This is a genomic window from Streptomyces sp. NPDC098101, assembly GCF_044760185.1.
GTDB lineage: Bacteria > Actinomycetota > Actinomycetes > Streptomycetales > Streptomycetaceae > Streptomyces.
The window spans coordinates 295,818-309,652 of record NZ_JBIWAS010000006.1 but is presented as its reverse complement, the minus strand read 5'-3'; the positions used below and the strand labels follow the sequence as shown (position 1 = coordinate 309,652).

Here is a 13,835-nt window from a genome sequence, read left to right as displayed (position 1 = left end):
ACCGCCGTACAGGCCACCTTACGGACTGCCTTACGGACTGCCTTGTGAACCGTACGGATCAGACGCCGGCCGGCCAGGCGTCGGCCAGCATCTTCCGGGTGTCCGCGAGCAGCTGGGGCAGGATCTTCGTGTGCCCGACGACCGGCATGAAGTTGGTGTCCCCGCCCCAGCGCGGCACCACGTGCTGGTGCAGGTGCGCGGCGATGCCCGCGCCCGCCACCGCGCCCTGGTTCATGCCGATGTTGAAGCCGTGCGCGCCGGACGCCGCCCGCAGCGCCACCATCGCCCGCTTGGTGAAGTCGGCCAGCTCCGCCGTCTCCGCCGCGTCCAGGTCCGTGTAGTCGGCGACGTGCCGGTAGGGGACGACCATCAGGTGACCGCCGTTGTACGGGTACAGGTTGAGGACCGCGTACACGCTCTCGCCGCGCGCGATCACCAGGCCGTCCTCGTCCGACTTCGACGGAATCGAGCAGAACGGACAGCCGTCCTCGGCACCCGGCCCGGTCGGCTTGTTCTCGCCCTGGATGTACGCCATCCGGTGAGGCGTCCACAGGCGCTGGAACGCGTCCTGCGTCCCCACTCCGATCTGCTGCTCCGGCTCAGTCGTCATGCCGTGCAGCATATTGCGTCGTCCGTTCGGAACGTGTCGCCGGGGCGGCGGATCCATCCGCCGTCCATGCTGTTGCGATGAGCGACAGGCCACCGACACCGTCCCGGCAGGAGCGCTGGGACCGCCGCATGGAGATCCCGCTCGCCGTGGCCTCCTTCGCCTTCCTCGCCTCGTACGCGGTCCGGGTCCTGGCCCGCCACCGCCTCCCCCGGGACTGGCTCGACGTCTGCGTCTCCGTCACGCTCGCCTGCTGGGCCGTCTTCGCCGTGGACTACGCGGTACGGCTCCGGCTCAGCGGCCTCTCCCCGCTCCGCTTCCTGCGCTTCCACGCCCTCGACACCGTGGTCCTGCTGCTCCCCCTGCTGCGGCCGGTGCGGATGGTGAGCATCTACGGCCGGCTCCAGTACCGCCGCGGCGAGCCGGTGCTCGGCCTCTACGGCCGGGTGATGGTCTACGCCGGGCTCACCACGGCCCTCCTCGGCTTCGCGGGGGCGCTCACGGTCTACCACCACGAGGTGGACGCCCCCGGCGCCACGATCGTCACCTTCGGCGACGCGGTGTGGTGGACCTGCTCGACGCTGGCGACGGTGGGGTACGGGGACGTGTCCCCGGTGACCCCGGTCGGCCGGGTGACGGCGGTGGGCCTGATGGCCTGCGGCCTGGCGCTGCTGGGGGCGGTGACGGGTTCGTTCTCGTCCTGGCTGATCCAGTCGTTCACGAGGGAGGACGAGAAGAGGCCCCCGGGGGATTCCCCGGGGGCCTCCTGAACGCGCTCCGGTCCGTCAGACCTGGACGCGGTCCTCGACGAGCTTGGCGATCTTGGCGAGGGCCTCGTCGGCGGGGACGCCGTTCTCCTGCGAACCGTCGCGGTAGCGGAAGGAGACGGCACCGGCGGCCATGTCCTCGTCACCCGCGATGATCATGAACGGGACCTTCTGCTTCTGGGCGTTGCGGATCTTCTTCTGCATCCGGTCCGAGGAGGCGTCGACCTCCACCCGCAGCCCCTGCTTCTTCGCCTTCGCGGCGAACTCCTGCAGGTACTCGACGTGCGCGTCGCCGATCGGGATGCCGGTCGCCTGCACGGGCGCCAGCCACGGCGGCATCGCGCCCGCGTAGTGCTCCAGGAGCACCGCGAAGAAGCGCTCGATCGAGCCGAACAGCGCGCGGTGGATCATGACCGGGCGCTGCTTGGTGCCGTCCGGCGCGGTGTACTCCAGGTCGAAGCGCTCCGGCAGGTTGAAGTCGAGCTGCACGGTCGACATCTGCCAGGTCCGGCCGATGGCGTCCCGCGCCTGCACCGAGATCTTCGGGCCGTAGAACGCGGCGCCACCCGGGTCGGGGGTCAGCGGGAGGCCCTGCTTCTCGGCGACCTGCTGGAGGACCGCGGTGGCCTCCTCCCACGCCTCGTCCGAGCCGACGTACTTCTCCGGGTCCTTGGTCGACAGCTCCAGGTAGAAGTCGTTCAGACCGTAGTCGCGGAGCAGGTCGAGGACGAAGGTGAGGGTCTTGTCCAGCTCCTCCGCCATCTGCTCGCGGGTGCAGTAGATGTGCGCGTCGTCCTGGGTGAAGCCGCGGGCCCGGGTCAGTCCGTGCACGACGCCGGACTTCTCGTACCGGTACACGGTGCCGAACTCGAACAGGCGCAGCGGCAGCTCGCGGTACGAGCGGCCGCGCGCGTCGAAGATCAGGTTGTGCATCGGGCAGTTCATGGGCTTGAGGTAGTAGTCCACGCCCTCGTCGAGCTGCATGGGGGGGTACATGCCCTCGGCGTACCAGTCGAGGTGGCCCGACTTCTCGAACAGCTTGCCCTTGGTCGCGTGGGGGGTGTAGACGAACTCGTAGCCGGCTTCTTCGTGCTTCTTGCGCGAGTAGTCCTCCATGACCCGGCGGATGATGCCGCCCTTGGGGTGGAAGACCGCGAGGCCGGAGCCGATCTCGTCCGGGATCGAGAAGAGGTCCAGCTCGTTGCCCAGCTTGCGGTGGTCGCGCTTCTCGGCCTCGGCGAGGAAGTCGAGGTGGGCCTTCAGCTCGTCCTTCGACGGCCAGGCGGTCCCGTAGATGCGCTGGAGCATCGGGTTTTTCTCACTGCCGCGCCAGTACGCGGCGGCGTTCCGCATCAGCTTGAACGCCGGGATGTTCCGGGTGGTGGGCAGGTGCGGACCGCGACAGAGATCCTTCCAGCACAGCTCGCCGGTCTTGGCGTCGAGGTTGTCGTAGATGGTCAGCTCGCCGCCGCCCACCTCGACGTTCGCGCCGTCGTCGGTCGACGCGGAGCCCTTGATGCCGATGAGCTCCAGCTTGTACGGCTCGTCGGCCAGCTCCTCGCGGGCGGCCTCGTCGGAGACCACGCGGCGGGCGAAGCGCTGCCCGCGCTTCTGGATCTCCTGCATCTTCTTCTCGATGACCTTGAGGTCCTCGGGGGTGAAGGGCCTGTCGACGTCGAAGTCGTAGTAGAAGCCGTCCCGGACCGGCGGGCCGATGCCCAGCTTGGCCTCGGGGAAGAGCTCCTGCACGGCCTGGGCCATGACGTGCGCGGTCGAGTGGCGCAGGATGTCGAGACCGTCCGGGGAGGAGATCTCGACGCCCTCGACGACGTCGCCGTCGGCGAGCTCGTACGACAGGTCCTTCAGCTCACCGCCGACGCGGGCGGCGACGATCGTACGGTCGTCGGCGAACAGGGCGCCGGCGGTGGTGCCCGCGCTCACCGCCCTCTCCTCTGGTTCCGAGGCGGACTGGACGGTCACACGGACATCAGACACGGGTGCTCCATACATCGGGGCGCCGGCAGACACGAGGTGCCGGCGTCGGTGGCGCGCGGCAGAGACGAGGTGCCGCGCACCGCCGATCTTACGGGCTCGGCCCCGGACCCGGCGTCCGCATTACGGGCCGGGCCCCGCCCCCGCCCTCAGTCCTCCGGCCCGCAGGCCTCCCCGAAGAAGTCCAGGTTCTCGTGGAGCGCCTTCATCAGGCGGTCCCGTTCCACCTCGTCGACCTGGACGGGGACGACCTCGGACGCGTCGGTGAGGCGGCGGAAGCCGCCCCGGCTCTCCAGGCGGCCGGAGACCCGGATGGGGAGGCCGACGAGGTGGGCGTGGCCGGCGGTGCGGTACGCCTCCTCGTCGAGGGTGACGCGGACGTGCGGGACCTCGGCCCCGCCCAGGACGCGGAGCCGGACGGTGCCCGCGCCCCGGGGTCCCGAGCGGCGCATCCGGACGACGGCGCCGGTGAGGCGGACCGGCACGGCGGGCTCGCCGGTCCGGTAGCGGGCGCTCGCCTCGCGCAGGGCGGGCAGGTCGCCGGGCGAGAACTCGACCGGTTCGGGCCGGGCGGCGCACCCCTCGGGCGGTCCGGCGGCCGGGGCCCACTCCAGGGCGATCCGGGCGCCCTCGGTGCCCCGGACGAGGGCGACGAGGGCCTCGGTGAGCTCGCGGCTGACGCCCGCCTCGACGGCGGCATCGAAGGCCTCCGTGCCGCCGGTGGCCCGCTGGTAGTCGACGGCCTCGCGGGCCGCGTGGAGCGCGTGGTAGAGCCGGACGGCGATCGGGCGGCCCGGTTCGACGGGCAGGAAGGCGGTGAGGCCGCGCCCGCCGGGGGACGCGCCGACGAGGACGGTCTCCAGGGAGGCCTGGGCGGGACGCCGGTGCCGGGCGCCGTAGTAGCCGGCCCGGCCGCGCACGGCGAGGGCGCCCGCGAGGAGGAGCTGGCGGGCGGCGGAGCCGAGCTGTTCCCGCACGGTCCAGGGGACGGTGCCGGCGGGGCCGGGGGGCACGTCGCGCCACCAGCGGATCTCGTCGCTGGGCACGGCGAGGCCGGTGAGGACCTCGCGGGCGGAGGGCGTGGCGCTGTGGGCGAGGGCGGCGAGGGCCTCGCCGAGCAGGTCCTCGCAGTCCGGGAAGGCGCGGCTCTCGGGCACGAGCAGGCTCGTGCCGGTGCCGGTCCCGGGCGGGGTCCAGCGGCTGTAGCGGCCGGCCGCGCCGCCGCGCCGCCGCCAGCCGTGGCGGGCGAGCAGGGCGCCGAGGACCCGCGGGTCGACACGACCGGGGTCGGGCACACCGTGGACGTCGGCCCAGGGACCGGCGGGCGGGGCGACGGGGATCGCGGCCCGGGGCCCCGGGGCTCCGGACCGGGAGCCGGGAGCGTCGGACCTGGAGCCGGGGACGTCGGACCTGGATCCCGGGACGTCGGACCTGGATCCGGGGGCGTCGGACCGTGCCCCGGAAAGGTCGGGCCGGGGTCCGGAGGGGGCGCCGGGCACTGGGTGGGGCCGGTAGGGCGGGGGGACGGGTCCGTGCCCGCCGGATTCCCCTCCCCCGAACCCCCGGTCGTCTCCGAACCCGGGGTCGTCGATCGGTCGGTGCATCAAGGTCTCCCTCCCACCCCGACCCGGGTCATGATCTCGCAGAGCGCCCGGTCGTCGAAGATCCGTGTCGTCGGGACGCGCACGGTGGTCCGGCGCCGTCCCGTGACCGGGTGCCCGGCCAGGTTGATCCAGTAGCAGCAGTGCCGCAGGTCGAGCCCGTCGTGGTCCGCCCTCAGCCAGTCGTCCCGGGACCTCGGGACGAGCATCACGACCAGGATCTTGTGCACGGACACGGGGGTCCGGGCGAGCTTCACCAGGTGGTCGTTGTCCAGGGTGAAGGAGAACGCGCTCCCCCGGGGGCGCGGCGGTATCTGGTAGGTGCACTTGAGCTGCACCTTGATGGTCACCTCGTCGTCGACGGTGTGGCCGGGAGCGCTGTGGCTCACGTGCCAGTCGATGCCGTTGTCCGGAAAGGGCTGGGACAGCGAGCAGCCCGCTGCGGCGGCGACGGCGTGCAGGTATCCCACCTGGAGGGTCTCCATGCAGGCGGTGGTGGCGAGTGAGCCGCGCGTCGGAGCTGCCCGCTGGGGCGGCAGCCCTCCCGACTCGGGCTGGGCGAGCGCCATGTCGTCTTCCTTCCCCGTCCCTTCTGTTGTGACCGGTCCGCGTACGGCGCAAACAGTCCGGGTATCACCGTTTCGGGGCAGGGGGTTGGCCATCTGCCGCACGTGTGCAGGGAGTTCGGGGATGACGATGCACTGGTACGAAGGGCCCCTGGCGGCTTTCGACACGGAGACGACGGGGATCGACGTCGAGGGCGACCGGATCGTGTCGGCCGCGCTCGTCGTGCAGGACACGGCCGGGGCGCGTCCCCGGGTGACGCGGTGGCTGGTGAATCCGGGCATACCGGTGCCCGCGGAGGCCACCGCCGTGCACGGCCTGACGGACGATCACCTCCAGCGGAACGGCCGGTGGCCGGCTCCGGTGATGGAGGAGCTGGGGCGGGCGCTGTCGGAGCAGATCGCGGCGGGGCGTCCGCTGGTGGTGATGAACGCGCCGTTCGATCTGACGCTCCTGGACCGGGAGTTGCGGCGGCACCGGGCGTCGTCGCTGGGCACCTATCTGGCGGGCGCGCCCCTGTGCGTGCTCGACCCGCGGGTCCTGGACAAGCACCTGGACCGCTACCGGAAGGGGCGCAGGACGCTGACGGACCTGTGCGCCCACTACGAGGTGGAGCTGGCGGGGGCGCACGACGCGGCGGCGGACGCGACGGCGGCGATGGACGTCGTACGGGCGGTGGCGCGGCGGTTCTCGTCCCGGCTCGAACGGCTGACGCCGGCGGAGCTGCACACGCTCCAGGCGGTGTGGCACGCGGCCCAGGCGCGGGGCCTCCAGGCGTGGTTCGCGCGGCAGGGGACGCCGGAGACGGTGGATCCGTCGTGGCCGCTGCGGCCGGAGCTGCGGACGGCGGCGTGATCCGCGGGGCGCACCCGGAATGACAGAGGCCGGTCCGTCTTTCGACGGACCGGCCTCTCCCGGTGGGCGATACTGGGATCGAACCAGTGACCCCTTCGGTGTGAACGAAGTGCTCTCCCGCTGAGCTAATCGCCCGGGAACGGGTTGAACCATACAGGTCTCCCGGCCCTTCCTTCAAACCGATCGCAGGTGGGCGGCGAGCCCCCGTCTGCCGCCGCGCATCATCAGGGCGTGGTTGGCGCGGAAGAGGGGTCGGCCGGGGACGGCGAGGGCCCTCAGGAGCCGGGCGCGGACCTCGACCTCCTGCTCGTACAGGACGTGGGTGCCGGTTCCTTCGGGGGTGAGGGTCCAGCGGGCCCGGCCCTCCAGGTCCCCGCCGAGGCCGACCTCCAGGACGCGGCCGGCGGGGTCGCGGCGCAGGGCGCGGACGGTGACGACGAGGTCGTACGGGAGGAGGGAGCGGAAGCGGGCGGTGCCGGAGGTCCCGTCGCGGGGGACTACCTCGCGGACCTGGGGCCACCAGCGGGGGTAGTCCTCGGCCCGTTCGAGGACGGCGTAGACGGTGTCGGGCGGGGCGGCGAGCCGCCAGACGCAGCGGAATCGGTAGTGGCACCAGTCCATGGCCCCAGTGTGGGCGTACTCAGGGGGGAGGCGGGGGGAATCTGAGTACGGGCGCCCATTCCCGGCGGGCGCGGCCGGGACGACACTCGGCTCATGGACAACTCCCTGCCGCCCGCGGACGAGCTGGTGCTCGTCGACCGTGAGCTGGCCCAGCTCGAAGTGCGCCGGAACCAGTTGCTGACCCGGCGGGCCTGGCTGGTCCAGGTCCTGTACCAGCCGGTCCGGCCGGTGGGGCCGTCGTGGCCGGCGGCGCCGGTGGCGGACTCGACGCCGCGGAGCGCGCAGAACGTGCTGCTGACGCTCGGCGGCACGCTGCTGACGATCGCGGCGGTCGCGTTCACCCTGGTGAGTTGGGGTTCGATGGGGATCGGCGGCCGTGCGGCGGTGCTGTGCGCGGTGACCGGCGCGGCGCTCGCGGCGCCGGTGGCGCTGCTGCGCAGGGGGCTCGGGTCGACGGCCGAGTCGGTGGCGGTCCTGGGGCTCGTCCTGACGGTGCTCGACGCGTACGCGCTGCACCGGGTGGCGCTGGCGGACACGGACGGGCTCGGGTACGCGGCGGTGGCCTCGGCGGTCCTGGCGGGGGCGTGGGCGGCGTACGGTACGGCGCTGTCCCGGCTGCGCGTGCCGCTGCCGGCGGCCGTGGTCGCGGCGCAGCTGCCGCTGCCGCTCGGTGTGCTCGCGGCCGGTGGCGGGCCGACGGCCTTCGCGTGGGCGGCGCTCGTCACGGCCGCGGCGGACGGTGCGGCGGTCCTGTGGGCGCGGCCGCTGCCGGTGCGGGTCACGGCGGGCGTCGGTGCGGCGGTCCTGGGCGGCTGGGCGCTCCTGACGGGCGGCTGGCTCTCCTTCTCCTCGCCGTGGAGCGGCGCGCCGCTGCTCCTGGTGGGTGCGGCGGTGTGCCTGTACGTGGCGTGGCGGACGCCCGCGGTGGCGGTGGCGGCCTCGGTGGTCGCGGGCCTGGCGGCGCTGGCGGCGGTCGGCGGTCTGCTGCGGTCGGCGCTTCCCGGTGACTGGGAGGTCCCGGGGTACGTGCTGTGCGCGCTGGTCCTGGCGTCGGTGTGGCGGGCGGGCGCGGGTGCCCGGCTGCCGCGCGGGGTCCGGGCGGGTCTCGCGGGCGCGGGGGCGTCGGTGACGGCGCTGGGGCTCTCGTGGGCGCTGCCGCCGGTGGTGGCGGGGGCGCTGGGTCCCCTGGCGCGGACGACGGACGTCTGGTCGGGCGAGCACGCCGGTCCGGTCCTGGGCTCGCATCCCGCGACGGCGGTCCCGGTCCTCGCGGTGGTCGCCGCCGTTCTGGCGTCCGTGCCCCGGCTGTGGGCCCGGTGCGGGGCGCTCGTCCTCGGGTGGGCGCTGCTCACGGCCCTGCCGGTCTCCCTGGGTCTGCCGTACGCGGCGACGCTCGCCCTCCAGCTCCTCACGACGGCGGGGGCCCTGTGGATCGCCGTCCGTCCGGCCCCGCTGACCCGGGGTCTGCCCCGGCCGGGCGTGTCCGAGGGCGCCGAGCAGGCCGCGGAGAAGACTGGGGAACCGGCTCCGGCAGCCAGTCCCGCCGGTCCCGCCGCCCCCTGGTCCGGCTGGGCGTCGCCCCGGCCCCGGCCGCAGGCTCCCCCGGCGGAGCCCGGGACCGTCCTGGGGTGGATCGCATACGCCGGCGGGCTGCTGTCCGCCGGGGGCGCGGTCGCCCTGGCCCTGGACGTGCGGGTGGCCACGTTCGTCGTGCTCGGGGCGGTCCTCGGGCTCCTCGCGGGCGTCGCGGTCCTCGGTGCGGGTGCGCGGCGGGTCGTGTCGGCGTGCGGTGCGGTGCTCGCGGCGACGGGTCTGGTGCTCGCGGGGGCGGCGGCCGGTGGCCTGGAGGGCCACTGGGCGGGGGTGGTTCTGCTCCTCGTCCCGGCGGCGACGGCGGTCGTCGGCGCCAAGGCGCGTCCGGTGGCGCTGCCGGTGGAGATCACCGGCGCGGCCGTGGGCCTCTGCTCCGTCGGGCTCGCCGGGTCGCGGCCCGCGTTCCTGGCGCTGGTCCTGGCGCTCGGCGGGGTGATCGCGGCGGCGACGGCGGTCCGGCCGGAGCGGCGCCGGTTCGCCTCCTGGGCGGCGGCGGGGCTGTTCCTCCTCGCCGCCTGGGTGCGGCTGGGGGCCTGGGGCGTGACGACTCCGGAGGCGTACACGCTGCCGGTGACGGTCCCGGCGCTCGTCGTCGGGTTCCTGCGGCGGCGCCGGGACCCGGAGGCCTCGTCCTGGGCGGCGTACGGCCCCGGTCTGGCGGTGACGCTGCTGCCGAGCCTCGGCGCGGCCTGGACGGACCCGGAGTGGGTGCGGCCGCTGGTCCTGGGGGTGGCGGCGCTCGTGGTGACGCTGCTCGGGGCGCGGTTCCGGCTCCAGGCCCTGCTGCTGCTCGGCGGCACGGTGCTCGCCCTGGACGGACTGCACGAGCTGGCGCCGTACGTGGTGCAGGTGGTGGGCGCGCTGCCGCGCTGGCTACCGCCGGCCCTGGCCGGGCTGCTGCTGCTCGCGGTGGGCGCCACGTACGAGCAGCGGCTGCGGGACGCGCGGAGGCTGCGGGAGCGGCTGGCGCGGATGCGGTGAGGCGTTCCGGGGGGGAACGCCGAGGGCCCGGAGACGGTGGTCGTCTCCGGGCCCTCGGTCCGGGTGGTGGGCGATACTGGGTTCGAACCAGTGACCTCTTCGGTGTGAACGAAGCGCTCTCCCACTGAGCTAATCGCCCGGTGCACCGCACACATTACCCCATGTCAGCGGGGCTCCCGCACCACGCGGAGGTCACTCGTCGATCTTCCACGGCATGACGAAGCCGAACTTCCAGAGGTAGATGCCGAGCAGGACGGCGACGATCACCAGGCCGATGCCGGTGAGGATGATGTTCCGGCGGCGGACCTTGGGGTCGAGGGCGCGCTGGGCGGCCTCGGTGACCTTGCGCTTGGTCCAGCGGAGCACGAGCTGTGCCCAGACGAACTCGGTCGCCCAGATCGCCATGCCGGCGAAGATGACCAGCCAGCCGGGTCCGGGCAGCACGAGCATGAGCACGCCGGCGACGACGACCGCGAGTCCCACGACGAAGACGCCGACCTGCCAGCTGATGTGCAGGGTCCGGCGGGACTTGATGAACTCCGGTGCGCGGGATCCGAGTTCGGCGTCCTGGTCGGCCGCGGACTCCCCCGTGCGCTCGTCACTCTCCGCATTCATGCCTCCCAACCTACCGGACGCCGGGCCGATACCTGAATGGCCGTATTACCCAAAGTTACACGGGCCCGTACGAGGGACCTGAACGACCACAAAACCGACAGAGGGGTTTACAACGGCACCGGAGGTGGCATGTCGATTTCGCCGACGTGCGAATCCCCGAGCGCACACTGAGCGAAAGGCCCTGGCGCTTATGAACACCACGGTCAGCTGCGAGCTGCACCTGCGCCTCGTTGTGTCGAGCGAGTCCTCACTGCCTGTACCCGCGGGCCTGCGGTATGACACGGCCGATCCGTATGCCGTGCACGCCACCTTCCACACCGGAGCCGAGGAGACGGTCGAGTGGGTCTTCGCCCGCGACCTTCTCGCCGAGGGGCTGCACCGGCCCACCGGCACGGGCGACGTCCGCGTCTGGCCATCTCGTAGTCACGGCCAGGGAGTCGTCTGCATCGCTCTGAGCTCTCCCGAGGGAGAAGCCCTGCTCGAGGCCCCGGCGAGGGCCCTGGAGTCGTTCCTGAAGCGGACCGACGCCGCCGTGCCACCGGGCACCGAGCACCGGCACTTCGATCTCGACACGGAGCTCTCCCACATCCTGGCCGACAGCTGAGCCAGGCCGAGAGCCGCACGGCGCCGTCCGACTCGGGGAGACGGCGCCGCGCGGGCAGCCACACAGGCACGTCATCCGGCGCCCACCACCGCGCAGCCGGCGCGGTGGTGGGCGCCGGTGCCATGTCCGGGTCGCGCTAAAGTCAGCGCCATTCCGCGGGCGCCCGCCCGCGGCCGGCCAGGGAGCGAATCGTGCTGATCCCTCACGACACCCGGATCGCCCTCGACACCGTCGTCGATCTGATGAACACCGCGCCCCAGGGCGACCGCCCCGACGCGCTCGCCGACCTCCGGGGCCTCCACACCTTCGTACACGCACACAAGATCAGCGACGTGGGCGACCTCGGCCCCGGCGACCTGCGGGCCGTGCGCCAGGTGCGCGAGAAGTTCGCGGCCGTCTTCTCCGCGCCCGAGGCCCGGATCGCGGCCCCCCTGATCAACCAGCTGGTGGCGGGCGCGGGCACCACCCCGCAGCTCACCGACCACGACGGCTACGACTGGCACGTCCACTACTTCGCGCCGGGCGCCTCGGTGGCGGACCACCTGGCGGCCGACTGCGGCATGGCCCTGGCGTTCATCGTCGTGGCGGGCGAGCAGGAGCGGCTGCGGCGCTGCGAGGCGCCGGACTGCGGCCGGGCCTTCGTCGACCTCTCCCGCAACCGCTCGCGCCGCTACTGCGACAGCCGGACCTGCGGCAACCGGCTGCACGTGGCCGCGTACCGGGCGCGCCGCAAGGAGGCGGCGGGCTGACGGCCCCGGCCCGGAGGGTCACGGCACGAGGGTCACAGCACGAAGAGGTCGTGCACGGCGGCCACGAGCAGCAGACAGCCGATGACGCCGAGGAAGATCATCAGCGGCGGCTGGGAGAGCGCGTACAGACAGCCGCGCGGTTCTTCGCCGGGGGCGTCGACGGGGGCGTCGGTGGGGGCGGGGACGGGGTCCCGCGAGGTATCCAGCATCTCGGGGGGATGATCGCGCACGCCGCGCGCCCGACCTCACGGAACACGCCTTCCGACCGGGGGGTTCACTCCTTCCCGTGGATCACCGAACGGGGACGGACAGCGGAATCGCCAGAAGCGGTCAGATTCCGTGCTTCTTCAGAATCGCCTCGATGTCGCTGAAGTCGTCGCCCGCGGGCTCGGCGGCGGCCCGCGGCTTCCCCGTCACGGCCCTCGGAGCCGCCGGGGCACCGGGAGCCGCGGCTCTCGGTGCGGCCTCCGCGACGGCGGCCCCTCCCCGGCCGGCCCGGCGCCGCTCGACGGCCCGGGTGGACAGGAAGAGCACCCAGGCCAGGCCCAGCAGGCCGAAGCCGGCCCAGGCCACCGGGCTGAACGCCGTGCTCGCGATCCAGGCGACGGCCCCCGTCATCACCAGGCCGAGGGGCACCAGCGCGTAGGCCGCGATCCGGGCGGCGGGCAGGAAGCGCTTCCGGTACGCCGCGATCGCGGCGATGCCCAGGCCCGCCGCGGACACCGCGGAACAGATGGTCTCGGCGAGCATGTGGTCCTCCAGGTCCCCGGGTGATACGTCCCTTCCATCCTGCACCCGCGCATCGGCCCGGGGCCATGCTCCCCGGCCGGTCTCAGGGAGATCTCCGGGTCACCCCGACCGGGATCTCCTCCCCCGGTCCCGGTGGGGGAGACTGCTGGCATGAGCGACTCCACCACCGCACCCGTCTCCCCCGTCGTCCTGGAGGCGTGGTTCGACCTCCAGTGCCCCGACTGCCTCCGGGCCCTCGACGACGTCCGCGCGCTCCGCGAGGAGTACGGCGACCGGCTCGACGTACAGCTGCGTCACTTCCCGCTGGCGAAGCACAAGCACGCGTACGCCGCCGCCCAGGCCGCCGAGGAGGCCTTCGCGCAGGGCGAGGGCTGGCCGTACGCGGAGGCGCTGCTCGCCAGGACCGCCGAGCTCGGCGAGCGGGGCGAGCCGGTCCTCCTGGAGCTGGCGACCGAACTGGGCCTGGACGCCGAGGAGTTCGACACCGCCCTGATCGACGGCCGGCACCTGCTGACCGTCGACGCGGACGAGGCCGAGGGCAAGGCGATCAAGGTCACCGGCACGCCGACCTACGTCATCGGCGGCGAGCGCCTGGACGGCGGCCAGAGCCAGGAGGGCCTGCGGGAGCGGATCGGGACGATCGCCGACCGCCTCCTCGCCGGCTGACCCGCCCGACCGGCCCGCTACAGCAGCGTCTTGGCGCTGTTGACGTAGGTCGTGCGGTAGCCGAGCGACTCGTAGAGCCGGACCGCCGGGGTGTTGTCCGTGAAGACGTGCAGTCCGAGCAGGGTCTCCCCGGCCTCCCCCGCGACCCGCTCGGCGAGCAGCATGAGCGCCCGCCCGTAGCCGTGTCCGCGCTGCTCCTCGTCCACCTCGATGTCGTACACGTAGGCGGCCCGCCGGCCCGGTTCGAGTTCGGTCCGGCCGGTCCACAGGACGCCGGCGGGCCGCCCGTCCCTGACCAGGACGTGGAACGCGGCGCCGGGGGTGGCGAGCCCCTCGGGCAGGAGGGTGCGGTGGCTGTTGTCGGCCTTCGCGCGCGCCAGTTCCTCGGGGACGCCCCGCTCGGTCCAGTCCCGCGCGAAGGCCTCCCGGGCCCGCACCTCCCACTCCCCGTACTCGGCGCCGGTCATCGGCCGGACCTCGACGCCGTCCGGCAGCGCGGGCGGGACGGCGGGCAATTCCTTGACCATGTTCCGGCTGCGCTCGACGTAGCCGAGCGAGCGGACCATGCGCAGGGCGGGCGCGGCGTCGGCGGGCACCGACGCCCGCACCTGGACGCAGCCCCAGCTCCGCAGCACCTCCTCGGAGGCGAGCGCGGCGACCGTGCCCCGGCCCCTCCCCCGGTCCGGCTCGTCGATCCGGAGGTCCTGGACCACTCCCGAGGCGGCGCCGAAGCCGGGGTCGGTGGCGAGGTGGACGGAGCCGACGCGACGGCTGTTCACACACACGTCGTAGGTGCGGGAACGGCCGCCGCCGGGCAGCTGCTGAAGCGGCTCGACCGGCCGCAGGGTGGTGGTCATCAGAGGTGTTCTA

General features: G+C 73.6%; 15 protein-coding genes and 2 tRNA genes. 6 read left to right on the top strand and 11 right to left on the bottom strand.

Annotated elements, in window-relative coordinates; genetic code table 11:
* Window positions 1-58 precede the first annotated feature (58 nt).
* Window positions 59-622, bottom strand: a complete 564-nt coding sequence (locus ACIQVI_RS26915; RefSeq protein WP_351973799.1) for an HIT domain-containing protein — start codon at window positions 620-622, stop codon at window positions 59-61.
* A 65-nt stretch (window positions 623-687) separates the two neighbouring features.
* Here ACIQVI_RS26915 and ACIQVI_RS26910 point away from each other — a divergent pair, with 65 nt between their 5' ends.
* Entirely contained in the window at window positions 688-1,377 is a 690-nt protein-coding gene (locus tag ACIQVI_RS26910; protein WP_351973798.1) for a potassium channel family protein, read from the top strand.
* Between the two features lie 15 nt (window positions 1,378-1,392).
* Here the strand turns inward: ACIQVI_RS26910 and thrS are convergent, their stop codons facing one another.
* From thrS to ACIQVI_RS26895, 3 genes are all read right to left on the bottom strand, one after another.
* Window positions 1,393-3,369, bottom strand: a complete 1,977-nt coding sequence (thrS, locus tag ACIQVI_RS26905) for a threonine--tRNA ligase (RefSeq protein WP_403600313.1) — start codon at window positions 3,367-3,369, stop codon at window positions 1,393-1,395.
* Between the two features lie 146 nt (window positions 3,370-3,515).
* Entirely contained in the window at window positions 3,516-4,706 is a 1,191-nt protein-coding gene (locus tag ACIQVI_RS26900; protein ID WP_403600576.1) for a hypothetical protein, read from the bottom strand.
* A gap of 263 nt (window positions 4,707-4,969) precedes the next feature.
* Window positions 4,970-5,536 (bottom strand): DUF4365 domain-containing protein, encoded by a 567-nt coding sequence (locus tag ACIQVI_RS26895; protein WP_121831730.1) that lies wholly within the window; start codon window positions 5,534-5,536, stop codon window positions 4,970-4,972.
* Between the two features lie 121 nt (window positions 5,537-5,657).
* Between ACIQVI_RS26895 and ACIQVI_RS26890 the strand changes: the two genes are divergently transcribed.
* Complete coding sequence (locus ACIQVI_RS26890; RefSeq protein WP_403600310.1) at window positions 5,658-6,386, top strand: 3'-5' exonuclease; 729 nt, start codon at window positions 5,658-5,660, stop codon at window positions 6,384-6,386.
* Window positions 6,387-6,449: 63 nt separating this feature from the next.
* Here ACIQVI_RS26890 and ACIQVI_RS26885 read toward each other — a convergent pair.
* Both ACIQVI_RS26885 and ACIQVI_RS26880 read right to left on the bottom strand, forming a co-directional pair.
* A tRNA-Val gene (locus ACIQVI_RS26885) sits at window positions 6,450-6,521 on the bottom strand.
* Window positions 6,522-6,560: 39 nt separating this feature from the next.
* Window positions 6,561-7,007, bottom strand: a complete 447-nt coding sequence (locus tag ACIQVI_RS26880) for an SRPBCC family protein (protein WP_403600307.1) — start codon at window positions 7,005-7,007, stop codon at window positions 6,561-6,563.
* Window positions 7,008-7,100: 93 nt separating this feature from the next.
* Here ACIQVI_RS26880 and ACIQVI_RS26875 point away from each other — a divergent pair, with 93 nt between their 5' ends.
* Window positions 7,101-9,581 carry an SCO7613 C-terminal domain-containing membrane protein gene (locus ACIQVI_RS26875; RefSeq protein WP_403600304.1) on the top strand — a complete coding sequence of 827 codons (2,481 nt, stop codon included), beginning with the start codon at window positions 7,101-7,103 and terminating at the stop codon, window positions 9,579-9,581.
* Window positions 9,582-9,645: 64 nt separating this feature from the next.
* Here the strand turns inward: ACIQVI_RS26875 and ACIQVI_RS26870 are convergent.
* Both ACIQVI_RS26870 and ACIQVI_RS26865 read right to left on the bottom strand, forming a co-directional pair.
* A tRNA-Val gene (locus ACIQVI_RS26870) sits at window positions 9,646-9,720 on the bottom strand.
* A 53-nt stretch (window positions 9,721-9,773) separates the two neighbouring features.
* Window positions 9,774-10,196: a TIGR02611 family protein gene (locus ACIQVI_RS26865; RefSeq protein WP_351972791.1), complete on the bottom strand. Its 423-nt coding sequence runs from the start codon at window positions 10,194-10,196 to the stop codon at window positions 9,774-9,776.
* A 190-nt stretch (window positions 10,197-10,386) separates the two neighbouring features.
* Between ACIQVI_RS26865 and ACIQVI_RS26860 the strand changes: the two genes are divergently transcribed.
* Both ACIQVI_RS26860 and ACIQVI_RS26855 read left to right on the top strand, forming a co-directional pair.
* Window positions 10,387-10,800: an SsgA family sporulation/cell division regulator gene (locus tag ACIQVI_RS26860; protein ID WP_015032345.1), complete on the top strand. Its 414-nt coding sequence runs from the start codon at window positions 10,387-10,389 to the stop codon at window positions 10,798-10,800.
* A 191-nt stretch (window positions 10,801-10,991) separates the two neighbouring features.
* A complete protein-coding gene (locus ACIQVI_RS26855; protein WP_403600301.1) occupies window positions 10,992-11,549 on the top strand; it encodes a CGNR zinc finger domain-containing protein in 558 nt (185 codons plus the stop codon).
* A gap of 32 nt (window positions 11,550-11,581) precedes the next feature.
* Here ACIQVI_RS26855 and ACIQVI_RS26850 read toward each other — a convergent pair whose 3' ends face one another.
* Both ACIQVI_RS26850 and ACIQVI_RS26845 read right to left on the bottom strand, forming a co-directional pair.
* Complete coding sequence (locus ACIQVI_RS26850) at window positions 11,582-11,758, bottom strand: hypothetical protein (protein ID WP_351970599.1); 177 nt, start codon at window positions 11,756-11,758, stop codon at window positions 11,582-11,584.
* A 121-nt stretch (window positions 11,759-11,879) separates the two neighbouring features.
* Window positions 11,880-12,299: a hypothetical protein gene (locus ACIQVI_RS26845; protein ID WP_351970598.1), complete on the bottom strand. Its 420-nt coding sequence runs from the start codon at window positions 12,297-12,299 to the stop codon at window positions 11,880-11,882.
* A 150-nt stretch (window positions 12,300-12,449) separates the two neighbouring features.
* Between ACIQVI_RS26845 and ACIQVI_RS26840 the strand changes: the two genes are divergently transcribed.
* Window positions 12,450-12,965 (top strand): DsbA family protein, encoded by a 516-nt coding sequence (locus ACIQVI_RS26840; protein WP_403600297.1) that lies wholly within the window; start codon window positions 12,450-12,452, stop codon window positions 12,963-12,965.
* 17 nt (window positions 12,966-12,982) lie between these two features.
* Here the strand turns inward: ACIQVI_RS26840 and ACIQVI_RS26835 are convergent, their stop codons facing one another.
* Window positions 12,983-13,822 carry a GNAT family N-acetyltransferase gene (locus ACIQVI_RS26835; RefSeq protein ID WP_403600293.1) on the bottom strand — a complete coding sequence of 280 codons (840 nt, stop codon included), beginning with the start codon at window positions 13,820-13,822 and terminating at the stop codon, window positions 12,983-12,985.
* Window positions 13,823-13,835: the final 13 nt, after the last annotated feature.